Origin of the sequence: Halomonas salsilacus (genome assembly GCF_051216275.1) — a bacterium.
In the GTDB taxonomy this organism is placed as follows: Bacteria; Pseudomonadota; Gammaproteobacteria; order Pseudomonadales; family Halomonadaceae; genus Halomonas.
Genome location: NZ_JBPKAQ010000003.1, coordinates 202674 through 219840 on the forward strand (window position 1 = coordinate 202674; position 17167 = coordinate 219840).

Sequence of the window (17167 nt, forward strand, 5' to 3'; positions counted from 1 at the left end):
CCATCAGTCACCCCCATCAATCGATGGGAATGACCGCGATGATATGGTCCTCGTACTGCTCCTCGGGCACCCCGCGGCTCGTCACGGCGAAGCTGCGCACGCTGGTGCCCTTGCGGTGAACCCGCTCCGGGTCGCCGGAGAGCAGCGGATGCCAGCGGGCCAGCTTGCGCCCCTCCGCCACCCGGCGATAGGCGCAGGACTTGGGCAGCCAGCGAAACTGGTCGACCAGCGCCGGGGTGAGTCGGGTGCAATCCGGCACCCGGGAGAGCCGGTTCTCGTAATCGCTGCAGCGGCAGCTGTGGATATCCAGCAGTTCGCAGGCCAGATTGAGCACCGCCAGCTCGCCGGTCTCGTCGTCCTGGAACTTGAGCAGACAGCACTGACCGCAGCCGTCGCAGAGCGCCTCCCACTCCTCGGCGGTGAGCTCATCGAGGGGATAGTGCTCCCAGAATCGCTCTCGCATGATGTCTCCTCCACGTTGTAAGGCGCGATTAACGGCTTGCGCAAGCGTCGGGCGCGATACTGGATTATCGCGCCCGAAGCCGCGCGGAGCTAGTAGCGCGCCTCGGTGGGGGTGCGGTAAAGGTCGAGCAGGTACTCCTCCTTGGCGGGGGGCATCTGCAGGTAGAAGCCCTTCTCGCGGATCGCTGCCATCACGTCGGCGGCCTGGGCGCGGCCCATCCGCTTCTCGGGGGAAAGGATCAGGGTCATCGCCGGCAGTGGCTTGCCGAAGCGCTCGAGCAGCGGCTCGGGCACCCGGGTGAGCCCCTCGCGCTTGTCCACGTAGAGATACATCTCCTCCATGCGGGAGCTCTTGAACACCTCGCACAGCAGCTTGTCGCCGCGCATCCGGTCGTCGCTCATCGAGGCTGTTCCTCCAGGGCCTTCACCAGGCCCGCATTCAGTTGCTCACCGCGCCAACCCGAGGGCAGCGGCAGGTGCTCGTCTTCCAGGTAGGCGGTGACCAGGGCCTCCAGGTCGCGGCGACGCAGCAGCACCTCCGGGGCCAGACCCTGGGCCTCGGCCTCGTCGTTGACCACCTTCTTCAGCGCCTTGAGAACGCGCTTGAACTCCGGCGCCATGGGCGACGGCAGCGCCGGCGGCAGCTCGGCGTCGTCCAGATGACGCGCCTCGGCCACCAGCGCCAGCAGGCTATCGCCATCGCGCTTGATCAGGCTCGGCTTGACGTCCTCGATACGGGCCAGCTCGAAGCGGTTCTCCGGGAGCGCCTCAGCGATGGCGTAGAGCACGCGGTCATGAACCAGCCAGCCCCGCGGCAGGTTGCGCGCCCGGGTCTCCCCCTCTCGCCAGGTGGTCAGGCGACGGTAGGCCTCGATCTGTCGCGGCGTCAGACGCCACAGCTGGCGGTGGCGCAGGTACCATTGGGCGTCGGACTCGCCGTTGCGCCCCGCCTGGGCCACCAGCTCGGCGCAGTCCGCCTCCAGCCAGGCCAACCGACCGTGGAGCTGAAGGGACTGGCACTGCTGCTGCCACACCTCGATCAGGTAGATCACGTCCAAGGCCGCATAGGCCTGCTGTGTCTCGGAGAGCGGACGCTTGAGCCAGTCGGAGCGGGTCTCGTCCTTGGGCAGGGTGTGGCCGGTCCAGTGCTCCACCAGCTTCTGGTAGCCCATGGACGGGGTCTCGCCCAGCAGGCCCTGGGCCAGCTGGGTATCCACCAGCGGCGACGGAGTGACGCCGGCCCAGCCGGCGAAGACCTCGAGGTCCTCACTGGCCGCGTGGACCAGCTTCAGCGGTCCCTCGGCCAGTAGCCGACGGAAGGCGTCGGTGCAGGCCACCGCCTGGGGGTCGACCAGCCAGGCCGGGCCGCCGGTGGAGAACTGGATCAACGCCGGCACCGGGTGGAAGGTGTTCTCGCGGAAGAACTCGGTGTCCAGGGCGATGACTTCGGCACCGGCCACCTCTGCACAAGCGGCGTCCAGGGCCTCGGGGGTATCGATCCAGCGTATTTCGGGGGTCAGGGGCATGGGGCTTCCGGCAGGTCGGGAATCATCAGGGTCGGGATACCTGAACACGGGGGCTCAGTCGCCCCGGAATGGCAGGCGGCCATTGAAGGCGCGGCTCAGGGTGCCGCCATCCACGTATTCGAGTTCGCCCCCCATGGGCACGCCATAGGCGAGGCGCGACAGGCGCACTCTGTGAGGGGCAAACTGGGCGGCGATGTAGTGGGCGGTGGCCTCACCCTCCACGGTCGGGTTGGTGGCAAGGATCATCTCTTCGATGCCACCCTCGGCCACCCGCGCCTCGAGCTGGTCGAGGCCGATGTCCTCGGGGCCGATGCCATCCAGGGGGGAAAGGTGCCCGTGGAGCACGAAGTAGCGCCCGCGAAAGCCGCCGGCCTCCTCGATGGCCAGCTGGTCGGCGGGAGACTCGACCACGCAGAGCAGGGCGTCGTCACGCCGCGCGCTCTCGCACAGTCTGCACACGTCTTCCTCGGTGAGGGTCCGGCAGCGACGGCAGTAGCCGACCCGCTCGATGGCCTCGTCGAGCACCGCGGCGAGACGCCGGCCGCCGTCACGGTCGCGCTCGAGCAGGTGCATGGCCATGCGCTGGGCGGTCTTGGGCCCGACGCCGGGCAGCACTCGCAGCGACTCCATCAGTTTCTCGACGAGGGGGGAGAAGCTCATCAGAACGGCATCTTGAAGCCCGGCGGCAGGTTCATCCCGGCGGTGACCTCCTCCATCTTGGCCTTGGAGTTGGCCTCCACCTTGCGCACCGCGTCGTTCACCGCGGCGGCCAGCAGATCCTCGAGCAGTTCCTTGTCCTCCTCCATGACACTGGGGTCGATGTCGACCTTGCTGACGTCGTGGCGGCCGTTCATGGTCACCTTGACCATGCCCGCACCCGCCTCGCCGTGTACCTCGGCGCGAGCGACCTCCTCCTGGACCTGCTGCATCTTTTCCTGCATCTCCTGGGCCTGCTTCATGATATTGCCCATTCCACCCTTGAACATGGTGAGTCCTCTCTGTTGTGTCGTTAGGTTTGACGATTCGTGAATCGGTATGGCGCTGATGCGTGTGACTATGACGCCGCGGCACTGCTGCCGTTCAGCAATACGTGCCGTTCAGGCACCCCGCCGTCAGGAAGTCGCCCCGGCGTCGGCGGGCTTGACCGTGGATTCGACCAGCCGTGCCCCGAAGGCCTGCTGGAGCTTCTGGATATTGGGATCGCGCTGCAGCGCGGCAACGGCCTGGGCGTGACGCTCGGCCGCCAGCCGCTCGGCCTGCTGGCGTGGGGTCTCGACCTCCTCGGGCAGGGCTCCCTCCTCCACCACCAGGCGCCGCACGATGCCCTGTGTCGCCATGGCATCGCGCATACGCTCGAGATGGATATCGGCCCGCATGGCGGAGAGCGACGGGTCCAGGCGCATCCTCAGCACCTCGCCGTCGTCCTGCTCCACCACGCAGTTGGCCGCCAGGTTGCGGGTCAGCCCGCCCAGACCCAGCGACTCGAAGCAGGCCAGCCACTCGGCATGGCCGAAGAGGCCCTCCCTGCTGGGGGCCGGCGCCGAGGCGGCGGAAGATGCTTCGGCGGATGCGGGCAGGTCGACTTCGGGCACCTCGGCCCGGGGTTCTGCCATCGGCTCGGGCTCGGCATCTGCGATCCAGGGCTCGGCGGGCACCGGGGGTTCTGCCGGCACCACAAGGCGAGGCTCTGATAGCGGCCCGGACATGGATGCGGGCTCGGGCAGGGCCTCCCAGGGCGGCGGCTCCGGTGCAGGGCCCTCTGCCAACGGGTCAGGCCTGGGCGTAATCTCGTCCTTGGGGCGTGGCTCAGGCTCCTGGAAAGGCGCGGACGAAACCTCCACGGCAGCGGACGGCGCGTCTGGCGACAGGCCCTGGGAGGGAGTCGCCGCGGGAGCGCCGGAAGCGCCCGGAGCGGCGTGGGGCGCACTGGACGAGGGCGGAGTCTGCCCAGCCTGCCCTGAACCGCGCAGCGGCAGCGGCGTGCTGGCCGGCTTCGGCACGCCCTGGGGGCGGAAGGCCAGCATGCGTAGCAGGGTCATTTCCAGCGCCGTGCGCAGGTCAGGCGCATGCTCCATGTCGCCGCGGCCCTGGATACCGATCTGGTAGTAGAGCTGCACGTCCTCGGCGGTGAAGTGCGTCGCAAGCGCAAGCAACGCCTCGCGATCGCCGTGGCCGTTGTCCAGGGCGTCGGGCACCATCTGGGCAATGGCCAGGCGATGCAATACCGACGTGAGTTCGTCGAGCACGGAGGCGAAGTCGGGGGCGCGCTCGGCCAGCGCCGCCAGCTCAACCAGCACCCGGGCGGCATCCACCTCTGCCAGGGCCTCGACCAGCGCCAGCACGTGGCGCTGGTCGAGGGTGCCAAGCATGGCGGCCACGTCGGCGTGCTCCACGCGGCCCTGCCCGAAGGCAATGGCTTGATCGGCAAGGCTCATGGCGTCGCGCATGGAGCCCTCGGCGGCGCGGCCCAGCAGCCACAGGGCGCTCTCTTCGAAGGGCACCGCCTCGGCCTCGAGCACCTTGGCCAGATGGCCGACGATGCGCTCCGGCGGCATGTGCTTGAGGGTGAACTGCAGGCAGCGCGACAGCACCGTGGCCGGCAGCTTCTGCGGGTCGGTGGTGGCCAGCAGAAATTTCACGTGGGGCGGCGGCTCTTCCAGGGTCTTGAGCAGCGCGTTGAAGCTGCTGGTAGAGAGCATGTGCACCTCATCGATGAGATACACCTTGTAGCGGCCTTGGGTCGGCGCGTATTGCACGTTGTCGAGCAGCTCGCGGGTATCCTCCACCTTGGTGCGCGAGGCGGCGTCCACCTCGATCAGGTCGACGAAGCGCCCCTCGTCGATGGCCACGCAGCTGGGGCACTCGCCGCAGGGGGTCGAGGTGATGCCCTCGTCGCCCTGCCCGCCGGTCGTGCAGTTGAGGCACTTGGCCAGGATCCGCGCCAGAGTGGTCTTGCCCACCCCACGGGTACCGGTGAACAGGTAAGCGTGGTGCAGCCGCCCCTGGTCCAGGGCGTTCACCAGCGCACGCTGGACATGCTCCTGGCCCACCAGTTCATGAAAGGTACGCGGCCGCCACTTGCGGGCCAGAACCTGATAGCTCATGCAGCGCGGAATCCTTGCGGTGGTCGGATGTCGGCGAGGGGCCGACGCCCGGAGATGGATCGGCGCCCGAAGCCCGACACAGTCATTCATTCTAGCGACTGGGGACCGCCGCGGAAAGCCACGAGGCCCCAGCGCCCTGTGAACCACCTCGACCTCTGCGCCGCCCTCCGGCTGTGGTAATCTCGGCCGGAATGACACTCAGCGCGCCTCGAACAGGGATGAGACCATGAGCCGACAGCCTTCCGCACCGCCCACGGCGGGGATTTCCTTTGAGCAGGTCGTCGCCGCCGCAGAGAACCTCGAGGGGCGCGGCGCCGAGCCTACTCTGGCGCGGGTCTGCGAGCACCTGGGCGCAGGCTCGCCCAACCGTATCCAGCGCCACCTGAGCGCCTGGCGCGCCGCGCGCCCTGCGCCGTCTCCCCCCGCTCCCCGGCTGCCGCAGGCCCTCATCGCTGCGCTGGAGGAGGAGATTGAGCAACACGCCAGCGCCGCCCTGTCTCGGGGGGAGCGGCTGGCCGAGGAGGCCCGTTGCGACGCCGCCAGCCTGGCCGAGCTGGGCGAGGCGATGGAACAGCGCCTCGCCGAGCGAGCGACTCGACTGGCCGCCGCGGAGAGCGCCGCCGAGCAGGCCATCGCCCGTCACGATGAGCTGCAGGCGGGTCTCAACGAGCTGCGCGAGAGCCTTGAGATCGAACAGCGCGAGGCACGCACCCATCGCGAGGCGCTGCTGCAGACCCGTCAGCAGGTGGAGATGCTGCGCGAGCAACTCGAGGAGAACGTACAGGCCCGGCTGGCCGCCGAGCGGCAGGCGCGGGATGCCGATGCCGAACGCGTCAAGTCGGAGCGCAGCCAGGCGGTGGCCGAGACCCAGCGCGACAGCGTGCTGGCTCAGGTGCGCGAGAAGGCCGAACAACAGGCCGTGCTGCACAAGGAGCTGCAGGCCGAACGCGCCCGTCAGCGCCAGGAGATCGCCGAGATGCGCAGCGAGCAGAAGCAACGCGTGGATGCCCTGGAGCGGGCACGACAAGAGGCCCAGAAGCAGGCCCAGGAAGCGACACAGAGGGCCTCCAAGGCCGAGATTCGCGCCGAGGCCCTGCAGGCGACCCAGGCCGCCCTCAAGTCACGCCTGGACGCCATGCAGGTTCAGCAACGCCAGCGCGGCGTGCGCCCCACGGGTGTGCGCGACTAGCCGCGCTCGCGAAGTCCCGCCAGCAGCAGGTCACCCGTTCTGAGCTCTCGAAGGAAGTCAAAGGTCACCGTCGTGCCGTTCGGTCAGGGCACGACCCCTCCGGGCAGCATCGGAAGGAAGGAGGGCATGTGGACCTGCTGCGAGCGGAGTTGAATGCCGCCATGCCACGCGGGTCGGCAATCAAAGAAGGCGATACGCAGGGGCAGTAGAACCAAGGAAGACAGGCCAGAAAAGGAGGCGGCCCCGACAGCCACATCCCGGCACACGCGGCCACCGCTACCGTTGCTCCCTTCCGGGCCTGGCGGGGTTTGCGGCTTGGCATTGCGGGAGGACCGACGGGGCCACCACAGCGCGACGTCTTTCACAACGACATCGATGACTCGGCGACTGGAGCGTTGGCAATCAACGCCTTGCCGAGTGCGGGCGCACTATAACAACGCCAGGACCGGCCGGCAAGGGGCGTTTCCACCCACGGGCCAGGGTGAACCTGACCGATCGTTGCTGTATCGTGGAAAACACTTTCCCACCCAAGGCTTGTCCCCCGGTCGGCCTGGGAACCTGTCCACTCTCCCATCTGGAGGCACACCATGAAAAAGGATCCGAACAAGGGCTACATCGCTCTGCTTGGCTGGAGCCTGAACGCCATCGAAGCCGCCGAGAACTTCGACAGACGCTACGTGGTAGTGGCTCCGGACTGGGCCGAGGAGTACTGCCAGAAGCACGATATTCCCTACGTGCCCTGGAACTTCGAGCGCTTGAACGACCGCTCCATGGAGATCGCCCACACCCTGCAGGAAATGGGCGTCGACGTGGCGATCCCGATGTTCGAGGAGACCGTGGAGTGGGCCGGCGCCATCAACTCGGTGCTGCTCGACAACCCGCGCCTCTACGGCCAGTCGCTGCTGCTGCGCGACAAGGCGCTGATGAAGCGGCGCGCCCAGCTGGGGGGCATCCGCGTCGGCATCTTCGAGGAGGCCCACGACAAGGCTGACGTCGTGCGCTTCCTCAAGCGGGTCAATCAGACCCTGCTCAAGCTCGAAGGCGACCCCAACGACCCCATCCACCTCAAGGCCTTCGACAAGGCCGGCTGCCTGGGTCACCGGGTGATACGCACCCCGGACGAGGTCGATACCATCCCCGAGGAGGAGTTTCCGGTGCTGATGGAGTCGCATCTGGATGGCTGGGAATTTGCCGTGGAGGCCTGGATCCACGACGGCAAGATCGCCTTCCTCAACATCTCCGAGTACGTGACCTTAGGCTACTCGGTGTTCGTGCCGGCCTCGCCGGAGCTAGAGCACTATCGTCCGCAGATCATCGCCCAGATCGAGAAGCTGGTGAAGACCTTCGACATCGAGTTCGGCCTGATCCATCCGGAATACTTCGTCACCAGCGATGGCGAGATGTACTTCGGCGAGGTGGCCTACCGTCCGCCGGGCTTCAAGGTGTTCGAGCTGCTCGAGCGGGTCTACGGCTTCAACGCCTACCAGGCTTCCATGCTGGTGTTTGATCCCAAGACCACCCAGGATGAGGTCAAGGCTTTCTTCCCGAAGGAGGTAGTGGACGCCGACGGCTATGCAGGCTGCTTCGGGGTCTACCCGCGCCGCCGCGTGGTCAGCAAGCTGGAGATTCCCGAAGAGGTCGAGGACGACCCCTACTTCGAGTCCCACGAGCTGACCCCGCCGATGGAAGAAACCGTCACCAAACGGACCGCCTTCGGTACCCACTGGGGCCTGATCTACTTCAAGGGCAACGAAGCGGCGCGCATGAAGGAATTGCTCAAGCATATGGAAGAGCTTGATTTCTATGTCTGATACAGGCGTCATGGAAAGGTGACAGCCTGACGACAAGGAGTCGGCGTGACCACGCACCGACAGACGCAAGACATGAGTGCAACGCCTGCGGCCAACGACAAGCTCGTTGGCCTCTGCCAGAAACTGGACGAGGCGATCAGCCTCCTGACCCACTCCCGAGAGTTTGCCAAGCCCGGCAAGCTGCCTCGGGTGTTCGACACCGCCCGCCGGGTGCTGCTCCAGGAGGGCGGTGCCGCCGCCATAGAGGCCCGCGCCCAGGCCTTTGAAAAGGCCGGGGTCTTCCTCGGCTCCGACTGGGAGACCCCCCAGTTCCTGGTGCCCTCGCTGACCACCCATGCCCTCAAGAGTCCCGACCCCAACATGGTCGTGATCGAGGCATTGAGCGAGTTGCGTCTGCTGGCCGTGGCCAAGGGGGAGTACCTCCATGACCAGATCTCCGCCGAGCAGGCCCACCACTACCTGACCCAGGTAATGGCGATCAATCTGTGGCTGCTGTTCGGCGCGCCCAGCGAGGCCGAGCGCGAGACCCAGGGCCGCCTGGCCCAGATTCCCCGCCACCTGTTCCAGCATCTGGCCGAGCGCATCGGCTACGAGCACATCATCGACCGCCTGATCGACGAGATCTGGCGCATCCTGGAACAGCGCCCCATCCAGGTGGAGCCGGTCAAGGCGATGATCACCCAGATCGCCATCTGCCAGGCCAACCCCGAGATCGATCTGGGCATCAGCGGCCAGGGCGCCGACCGCCTGGTCAGCTCGCTCTACGGCCCTACGCGGGCCTGCCGCGAGGATCCGGGGCTCGAGGTCTACCGCGAACGGCTCTCCAGCATGGACAGCGCCGCCCTTCAGGGCGAGGCCACCGGCTTTGCCCGGGCCATGCACGACACCGGGCTGGTCTCGTCCTACCACCCGGTGCTGCTGCGCCACCTGTTGGATCACAGCGATCACCTCGTGGCCGAGGCGCTCGGGCTCTCGGCCACCGGTCGCGACTGCCTGCTCTGCTACCGCGAGCTAGTCTCCGCGTTGATCCGCAGCGGCGTGCATCCGACCACGCCCCAGGCCGTCTTCGGCCTGGCGCTGCTGCTGGAGCGCGGTATCCTCTACCAGCCGCCGGTCGCCCCGGCCATGTGGCGCCAGCTGAGCTTGACGCTTACAGAATGGTCCCAGGCGCGGCTCAACATCGCCTTCGGCGAGGCGGTCTCGCCCAGGGCCCGGCTGCTCGAGGGAGTGCTGTGCATGCTCGGTCAACCGCTGGGCGTGGGACAGGGCAACAACCCCACCTGTCAGTCGGCCCGGGCGCTCTCCATGTGGGCCTACAACGACCCCGACTACCTGCTGCAGATGGTGGCCTGGGCAGCCCGCGACGACGAAATCATCATGCACTTCGAGGGTCAGCCGATCTCCTCGATGGAGAGCAGCGGCGGCGTGGCCCAGAGCCTGCCCATGGACCTCGACCCGGTGTCGCTGATCGTGGTGCCCCACCTGGATCGTATCTATGCCGAGATGGGCCGACGTTGCACCGGCCGTGAGGGTGACCCTCACCGCTGGGTCAATCCGGAATTCCACGGCTGGTGGTCCGGGCGGGGCTTTCGTATCAACGTCGACGTGGCCACGGGCCAACTCCACGAGTTGGACACCTTCCTGCGTCACTTCTACGCCAGCTACCACCCCTACTACAATGGCAACCAGCCGCTGATACATCCCCAGCCGGCGGGCATTGCGGTGACCGACAGCGCCGCGCGCTTCATCGGCTGGCACGCCATCACCGTGCTGCGCGTCTCGTTGGACCCCTCCGACGTGATGCGGGTCTACTTCTTCAACCCCAACAACGATAGCGGTCAGGACTGGGGTGACGATATCAAGGTCAGCACCGCCGATCACGGCGAGCGCGCGGGCGAGGCCTCACTGCCCTTCGAGCAGTTCGCCTCACGACTCTATATCTTCCACTACGACCCGCTGGAGCGCGGCGAGCTGGCCCAGGTCACCCAGGCGGAGCTAGATGTGGTGGTCGGTCACATTCACCACAGCTGGGGGGCGGACAGATTCCCACCCACCGATCTGCAGGCCGACGCGGGTCCCGACGGCACGCCTTGATCTCGATCAGGACTTCCACGGTGGGCTCTGCCAGAATATAAATGGCAGGGAGCCGCGGACTCGGCGGCTCACCCCCCCCCAGGCGACACAGGGAGATGCGCATGGACTTCAAGCTGTTGATGGTCTTCGTCGACCAGGACAGGACCGACGAGGTGCTGGATGCCGCCCGCGCGGCCGGTGCCACCGGTGCTACCATCATCAACAACGCCCAGGGCCAGGGACTCAAGCCCCACCTGACCTTCTTCGGCCTGGAGTTCATGGCCGCGCGCAGCGTGTTGCTGATCCTCGTCGAGGCGCGCCGCTCCAGCGCAGTGCTCGAAGCGGTCAGCGAGGCCGGTGAGCTGGATGAGAGCCTCAACACCGGTATCGCCCTGGAGTTGGACGTCAGCCAGGCGCTGGGGCTCAGCGAGCATATCAAGGCGTTGAGCAAGGAACATCCACTGAGCTAGCACCGCTCAGAGGAAGTCTCTCAAAAGTGGTCATTCAGATTGCGACGGCGCACCGGTCCCGGTAAGCCGTCGTTCGACCTTCTCGATGTTGTCCTGGCTGCCCAGCAGCACCAGCACATCGTCCGCCTGGACATCCGTGCTTGCCTCGGGATAACGGCTGCGGCGGTCGTTGCGCACCAGCGCGGTCACCGACACCTGATCATCCTCCGTATTCAGCTCTGCCAGGTTCCGGCCGATGGCCGGGCTCCCCTTGCTCAACACCACGGCATGCAGCCGCTCCTGCTCGCCCGCCGGGCGCGGGTCCTGAATGCTGTCCAGGCTGCCCCGGAACAGCTCGCGCAGCATCTGGTAGTGACTGACGCGCTGCTCCTGGAGGTGACGGGTGACCCGATGAAGCGGGACCCCCAGGGCCTGGAGGGCATGGGAGGTGAGGATCATGCTGGCCTCGAGAGTTTCGGGAATGACCTCACTGGCCCCCGCGGCGACCAGCTCGGCAACGGCGCCCTCATCGCGAGTGCGAACCACGGCAGGAATCCCGGCCTTGAGCTGAACGGCATGGCGCAGGGTCTTGAGCGCAGCCGGGCGATCATCGTGACTGATGATCAGCAACCTGGCCCTATCCAGCCCCACGTTCTCCAGCATCGCGGCATCCGATGAGTCGCCGAAGTAGACTGGCTGACCGGCCAGCCTCGCCTCACGAACGATCGACGGGTCCATGTCCAGGGCCACGTAGGCGACCTTCTCGCTCTCCAGGAAGCGCGCCACCGTCTGCCCGGTTCGTCCGAACCCGCAGATGACCACGTGCCCCTGATCCTCCAGTTCGTGAGGCGTCGGCGCGGCCTTGTCCGGTTTAGGCATCACCGGCCCGGGCGTCACCCGCCCGAACAACCAGGCCGCCAGCGGCTGGTTATAGCGGATCAGGAAGGGTGCCAGGATCATCGAAAAGAGCACCGAGGCGAGCACCACCTGGGCGGGATAGCTGCCGATCACCTCGCCCTCGAGGCCTATGGCCAGCAGTGCGAAGCCGAACTCGCCGCCCACCGCCAGCAGCAGACCGGTGCGGAACGCCGTCTGCAGCTCCACTCCGGAGAGGCGCACGATCAGGGTCACCAGAGCCAGCTTGATGCCCAGCAGCGCCGCAGCGCCGAGCAGTGCCTCCCACCAGATTTCGGGGAGCAGCGCCGGCTCCACCAGCATGCCGATGCTGACGAAGAAGAGCCCCAGCAGCACATCGCGGAACGGGCGAATGGTCGACTCCACCTGGTGGCGAAACTCGGTGTCCCCCAGCACCATGCCAGCCAGGAAGGCGCCGAAGGCCATGGAGAGCCCCAGGGTCTTGGTGGTCCAGGCCGCCACCAGCGACACGAACAACACCGTCAGGGTAAAGAGCTCGGCCGAGCGCCGCTCGGCCACCAGATGAAACAGCGGGCGCAACAGCAGCCGCCCCGAGACCAGAACGATGACGAGGGCCAGCAGCGCCTTGGCCAGCGCCAGCCCTAGGGCGCCGGCGACCTCCTGGGCGGCCGCCACCCCCAGCACCGGGATCACCACCACGAAGGGCACCGCGGTGATGTCCTGGAACACCGACATGGTGGTGCCCAGCCGCCCGTGGCGGGTCTGGTTCTCCCCCTGCTCCATCAGCTGCTTGGTGATGATGGTGGTGGAGGACTGGGCAAATACCGCGCCCACCACGAAGGCGGCCGGACCGGGAAGACCTAGCCACCAGGCCAGCAGGCCGACCACCAGCGTGGTCAGCGCCACCTGGGCAGTACCGAGACCCAGAATGGTGTGCCGCAGCGCATAGATCTGGGGCATCGAGAAACTGAGCCCGATGGTGAAAAGCAGGAAGACGATGCCGAATTCGGCGATCACCCGGATATTCTCATCGGCCACCACCGGGCCGGCGGTATGGGAGCCCAGCAGCACCCCCACCAGCAGATAGCCCAGGCTTGGTGGAATCCTCAGCCGCTGGAAGACCAGCACCACGCCGACGGTCGCCCCCAGCAGCAGCAACATCTGTACCAGCGCCTGCTCCAGCATCCTCTGCTTCCCTTCTCAGCCCCGCGGGCGTTTCACGTCATTGCTTGATGATGTCCTGATGTGCCGAGTATATCAGCCGCACGCCGCAGCCAGCGGCAACCAATGGAAGACAGCCCCCGTCCAGGGCGCCGAGCGCCAGCGCCTGTCCGGTACTCTAATCCACCGGCGCCCTTTCTATTATCCGGCTAATGAAAATCCAGTATCCCGCGACGGGTCGCGGACGTCAGCGCTGCGGGAGACGCTCTCTACCGGCTATAATCTATCTCCTCTCCCCCGCACGGAGCCACCATGCCGCGCCTAGACCAGCTTCTCGTGACCCAGGGCCTGGCCCGTTCGCGCACCCGGGCCCAGCGGCTGATCCGCCACGGGCGAGTGAGCCTGGCCGAGGGGGGCCGCGTACTCACCAAGACCGGCGAGAAGCTGCCGGAGGATACCCGGCTGGCGGTGCAGGAGGACCCCGAGGAGCGCTATGTGTCGCGGGCGGGACTCAAGCTGGAGGGCCTGCTCGAGGCGCTGGGGCTCGACCTGACGGGCAGGCTGGTCCTCGACGTGGGCCAGTCTACCGGCGGCTTCAGCGACTGCGCCCTGGCGCACGGCGCCCGCCACGTGATCGGCGTGGAGGTGGGCCACGACCAGCTCGACCCGGGCCTGCGCGAGGAGGCGCGGGTCACCTGCCTGGAGGGACTCAACGCCCGGGGCATGAGCGCCGACCCTCGCCTGAGGGCGGCCCTCGAGGCGCAGGGGGCGGTGGGGCCGGACCTGGCGGTCATGGACGTCTCCTTCATCTCCCAGACCCTGATCCTGCCCGAGATCGCGGCCCTGCTGCGCGAGGGCGGCGAGCTCGCCAGCCTGGTCAAGCCGCAGTTCGAGGTGGGCCCCGGCGGCGTCAACGGCCGCGGGCTGGTCACCGACCCCACCCGCCATCAGGAGGTGGAGGCAAGGATCCGCGCCTGCTGCGCCGAGGTGGGCCTGACGATCCGCCACTGGCAGGCGAGCCCGCTGCTGGGCGGCGACGGCAACCGGGAGTTTCTGCTCCACGCCGTTCGCGAGGCGTCTGCCCGCTAGGCCGCCGGCTCAGCGCCCGCCATCGCCGTCTCCTCCACCACCGCCGTCCAGGTCGACGTCGCCAGGATCGCCCTGGCTGCCCGGCGGCGGGAACGCCGGATTGATCGTCGATGATGATCCACGGCTCTGCACCTGCTTGACCGCCCCGTCGGCGCGGTGCAGCCAGACATCGAGCTGGTTGAAGGCAATATCGACCTCGTGCTCGGCAAACAGCTCCCCCACCCGACAGTTGACCTCGTCGGTGGCATAGAGCCGATCACCCAGGGCGTTGACGAAGATTCGCAGCTCGAAGTTCAGGGTGCTGTCGCCGTAGTCCATGAAGAACACCTGGGGCTCCGGTTCGGCCAGCACCCGGTTGTTCTCGTCGGCGGCCTGGCGCAGAAGACGATGCACCAGGCGATGGTCGGAGCCGTAGGCGACCCCGAAGGTGAGCACCACCCGGGTGACCGTGTCCGACAGCGACCAGTTGATCAACTGGTCGGTGACGAAGGTCTTGTTGGGGATGATGATCTCCTTGCGATCGAAGTCGGTGACCGTGGTGGCACGGATGCGGATCTTGCTCACCGTGCCGGTGAGGTTGCCCAGGGTCACGGTGTCACCGATACGCACCGGGCGCTCGAAGAGGATGATCAACCCCGAGACGAAGTTGGCAAAGATTTCCTGAAGACCAAAACCCAGGCCAACGCCCAGCGCCGCCACCAGCCACTGCAATTTGTCCCAGGAGACACCGAGCGTGCCCAGAGCCGCGACCAGGCCGGTACCGACGATGGTATAGGAGAGCAGCGAGGTGATGGCGTAAGCGCTGCCCTGCTTCAGCTCCAGGCGCGACAGCACCATCACCTCGAGCAGGCCGGGCAGGTTGCGGGCCATCATCATCGTCAGCCCGACGATCAGCAACGCGGTGAAGATATCGGCCACCGACAGGGTGCTGCCGATCAGGTCGGCGCCCTCCGCCTCGTCGCCCTCCCAGATTGCCACTCGTTCCAGGTAGCTCAGCACCGTCAGCAGGTCGGCCCACACCAGGTAGAGCAGGAACACGAAGCCGATCAGCAGGATCAACTTGGAGAGGCGCAGCGACTGCTGGTTGATCTTATCCATGTCCAGCGGTGGCTCCTCCACCACCTCCAGCCCCCCGTCGGCCCCCTCCTGGGCATGGGCCCGCCGCCGGGCCAGGGCGCGCTTGAAGGCCAGGCGACGTGCTGCCACCGCCAGGCCACGCACCACCGAAGCCTCCACCAGGATCCACAGCCCCAGCAGGTAGAGGGTGATCACGAAGCGCCCCACCAGGCTCAGCGCAGTATATTCGTAGCCGGCAACGATCAGCCCCATCAGCACCAGGGGGACAGCGGCCATGGCCAGTCCCAGCACCAGGCGGAACAGCCGCACGCCGAAGAAAGGCGCATGGGCCAGGATCAGCCGCCCCTGCAGGAAGCTCATGGCCAGCAGGCCAGTGACCAGCAGCCCCAGGGCCACAGGGCGGTGGCTGAGGCCGAAGTCGGTATCCCTCGCCAGGGTGGCGATCATCAGCACCGGCACCAGCGAGACACCCAGCCAGCCGAGCAGCCAGCGCAGCCGGGCGGCATAGTCCGCCGGCCAATAGAAGTGCTTGGTGGCCACACCGTCGGTCACCAGCAGGCGCCGTCCCCAGGCGACCACCACCCAGGCCAGCGAGAGCTGCAGGGCGGCCAGGCCCAGGCCGTGGGCGATGCCCTCGCCTCCCGCCAGCAGGGCGCTGCCAACGGCCGCCAGGGCCAGGGGCCCGGGAAGCGCCAAGGGAATGTTCAACAGCACCGCCCGGGGCGTATGCAGCTGCGTATCGCTGCGCAGCCGGCCGATCTGCTCATGCAGAACAGCTAGACGGGACTTGAGGCGCCGGCGAAACCACAGCAGCACGGCCGCCGCCAGCAGCAGGGGCACGCCGACCAGGCCACCGGCCGTGGGCAAGCGCCAGTGCACCGGCAGCACCTGACGCCACTCGCCCTCCTGCCACTCCAGCACAAGGTTGGCGGGCAGCTGGCGCACCCAGGCCAGGTCCAGCGGCCGGGTGTTGGCGACCCAGAAGAGCTGTTCGTCGATGGTCGCGCGCAGCTCCCGCGAGGTCTCGAGCAGCTGCTGCTGGTTGAGCTGCAGCTCGATGGCCGAGCTCAGCAGGCTGCCATAGGTCTGCTCCAGACGGTCCACCAGCTCTCGGCGCGACTGGTAGAGGCGTTGCAGGGAGTCGACCAGGGCAACACTGACCTCGACGCCGGCCTCCTCCAGGCGCTGGTTGGCCAGGCGCTCGCCCTGGCGCAGCTGATCCCGCTGGCGCACCAGGTCAAATTGGCGCAGGCGCAGATCGGCAATCTCGTCCTGCAGGTCGTGCCGCGGCGCCACCTGGGGCAGGGAGCGGCGCTGCTCGCGCAGGATCCGAGACAGCAAGATGCTACCGCGGATCGCCTCGATCTGCTCGTTGAGGCTGCGCTGCAGCTGGCGGACATGATCGAGCTGGCTGCGCACCGCCAGACTCTCGCGCACCAGGGCGTTGCTACGGTCGTTGGTTCGCAGCAGCTCCAGGCTGAGGTCGCGATTGATCTGCTGGGCGCGCTCCAGCACTGGATGCCCCGCCTCGAGCAGCGGGTCGTCCCGTACGGCATCGGCGATGGCTTGTTCAGAGGCCAGGCGCTGCTTGCGCTCGATGACGTTCTGGAGCAGGGCGAGCTCCGACTCCTGGCGGGCAATCTGCTGGGTCATGAGATCGCGGCGCTGCTGGTCGAGCTCGCGCAGGCGGGTGTTGGTGCTCAGCTCACGCTGGTGAAACAGCAGGGTGAACTCGGCCAGGCGGCGCTCCACCTGTCGCTGCCAGACCCGTGGGTCATCGCTGGACAGCTCACGGTTCTCGAGCTCATCCTGGGCGCGACGCGCCCGCTCCACTGCCTGCATGGCTTCAGAAATGGCCTGCTGGGCGCGTTCCGGCAGGGTCTGGGCGGAGAGGAGCTGGGCGTTGACCTCGGCCAGGCGATCCTGCAGCCGCTGCAGATCGATCACCGATTCCTGCTGGCGCTGCTCCAGCTCGTCCAGGGCCAGATCATCCAGGCCGGTGGCCGACAGGTCGAGGGCCGCCTCCTCCTCCGCCCTCAGCTCTCGCTCCAGGCGCAGCAGCTCGGCGGGTGCCCGCTGGACGCGTGCCTCCAGATCTTCCAGGCGCTTCTCCTGCTCATCCAGGGAGACCAGGGCCGAAAGTGTCTCTTCCAGCGCCTCGATCTCGCGACGCTGAGCGGCACCGGGGCTCTCGCCCTCCGCGGGCGCCAGGGCGGCTAGCCGCGCCTCGACATCCCCGCGCTCCGGCAGATCCACCTCAGCCCGCGCCGGCTGCAGCGCCGTCATCAGCAGCAGTGCCAGGAGCGCCAGTGCAAGCCATCCGCGGCGACTCGCTGCGCCTCCCTTCACG

General features: G+C 67.4%; 13 protein-coding genes and 1 other RNA gene. 5 read left to right on the forward strand and 9 right to left on the reverse strand.

Annotation, left to right across the window (positions count from 1 at the left end; genetic code table 11):
* Positions 1–16 precede the first annotated feature (16 nt).
* The 6 genes from ACR80S_RS06455 to dnaX all read right to left on the reverse strand — a co-directional run bounded on the left by ACR80S_RS06455 (position 17) and on the right by dnaX (position 5092).
* Complete coding sequence (locus ACR80S_RS06455) at positions 17–463, reverse strand: YcgN family cysteine cluster protein (RefSeq protein WP_435401947.1); 447 nt, start codon at positions 461–463, stop codon at positions 17–19.
* 89 nt (positions 464–552) lie between these two features.
* Positions 553–864: a YcgL domain-containing protein gene (locus ACR80S_RS06460; RefSeq protein ID WP_435401946.1), complete on the reverse strand. Its 312-nt coding sequence runs from the start codon at positions 862–864 to the stop codon at positions 553–555.
* Entirely contained in the window at positions 861–1988 is a 1128-nt protein-coding gene (rnd, locus tag ACR80S_RS06465) for a ribonuclease D (RefSeq protein WP_435402857.1), read from the reverse strand. Before rnd ends, ACR80S_RS06460 begins: the two co-directional genes overlap by 4 nt.
* A 54-nt stretch (positions 1989–2042) precedes the next feature.
* Positions 2043–2648 carry a recombination mediator RecR gene (gene recR / locus ACR80S_RS06470; RefSeq protein WP_435401944.1) on the reverse strand — a complete coding sequence of 202 codons (606 nt, stop codon included), beginning with the start codon at positions 2646–2648 and terminating at the stop codon, positions 2043–2045.
* On the reverse strand, positions 2648–2974 hold the full coding sequence (locus ACR80S_RS06475; RefSeq protein ID WP_435402858.1) for a YbaB/EbfC family nucleoid-associated protein: 327 nt from the start codon (positions 2972–2974) through the stop codon (positions 2648–2650). Before ACR80S_RS06475 ends, recR begins: the two co-directional genes overlap by 1 nt.
* Before the next feature lie 126 nt (positions 2975–3100).
* Complete coding sequence (gene dnaX, locus ACR80S_RS06480) at positions 3101–5092, reverse strand: DNA polymerase III subunit gamma/tau (RefSeq protein WP_435402859.1); 1992 nt, start codon at positions 5090–5092, stop codon at positions 3101–3103.
* Positions 5093–5318: 226 nt separating this feature from the next.
* On the opposite strand from dnaX, the gene ACR80S_RS06485 reads away from it, so the two are divergent.
* Positions 5319–6281: a DNA-binding protein gene (locus tag ACR80S_RS06485; RefSeq protein WP_435401941.1), complete on the forward strand. Its 963-nt coding sequence runs from the start codon at positions 5319–5321 to the stop codon at positions 6279–6281.
* 241 nt (positions 6282–6522) lie between these two features.
* Here ACR80S_RS06485 and ffs read toward each other — a convergent pair.
* Positions 6523–6619, reverse strand: an RNA gene (gene ffs / locus ACR80S_RS06490) — signal recognition particle sRNA small type.
* Between the two features lie 249 nt (positions 6620–6868).
* On the opposite strand from ffs, the gene ACR80S_RS06495 reads away from it, so the two are divergent.
* The 3 genes from ACR80S_RS06495 to ACR80S_RS06505 all read left to right on the forward strand — a co-directional run bounded on the left by ACR80S_RS06495 (position 6869) and on the right by ACR80S_RS06505 (position 10635).
* Entirely contained in the window at positions 6869–8092 is a 1224-nt protein-coding gene (locus ACR80S_RS06495; protein WP_435401456.1) for an ATP-grasp domain-containing protein, read from the forward strand.
* Positions 8093–8164: 72 nt separating this feature from the next.
* On the forward strand, positions 8165–10186 hold the full coding sequence (locus ACR80S_RS06500) for a transporter permease (protein WP_435402860.1): 2022 nt from the start codon (positions 8165–8167) through the stop codon (positions 10184–10186).
* A 101-nt stretch (positions 10187–10287) separates the two neighbouring features.
* Positions 10288–10635 carry a P-II family nitrogen regulator gene (locus ACR80S_RS06505; protein WP_435401454.1) on the forward strand — a complete coding sequence of 116 codons (348 nt, stop codon included), beginning with the start codon at positions 10288–10290 and terminating at the stop codon, positions 10633–10635.
* 30 nt (positions 10636–10665) lie between these two features.
* On the opposite strand, the gene ACR80S_RS06510 is transcribed toward ACR80S_RS06505, so the two are convergent.
* Positions 10666–12675, reverse strand: a complete 2010-nt coding sequence (locus ACR80S_RS06510; RefSeq protein WP_435402861.1) for a monovalent cation:proton antiporter family protein — start codon at positions 12673–12675, stop codon at positions 10666–10668.
* Between the two features lie 288 nt (positions 12676–12963).
* Here ACR80S_RS06510 and ACR80S_RS06515 point away from each other — a divergent pair, with 288 nt between their 5' ends.
* Complete coding sequence (locus ACR80S_RS06515; RefSeq protein WP_435402862.1) at positions 12964–13740, forward strand: TlyA family RNA methyltransferase; 777 nt, start codon at positions 12964–12966, stop codon at positions 13738–13740.
* A 9-nt stretch (positions 13741–13749) separates the two neighbouring features.
* Here the strand turns inward: ACR80S_RS06515 and mscK are convergent, their stop codons facing one another.
* Complete coding sequence (gene mscK / locus ACR80S_RS06520; protein ID WP_435402863.1) at positions 13750–17166, reverse strand: mechanosensitive channel MscK; 3417 nt, start codon at positions 17164–17166, stop codon at positions 13750–13752.
* Position 17167 lies beyond the last annotated feature (1 nt).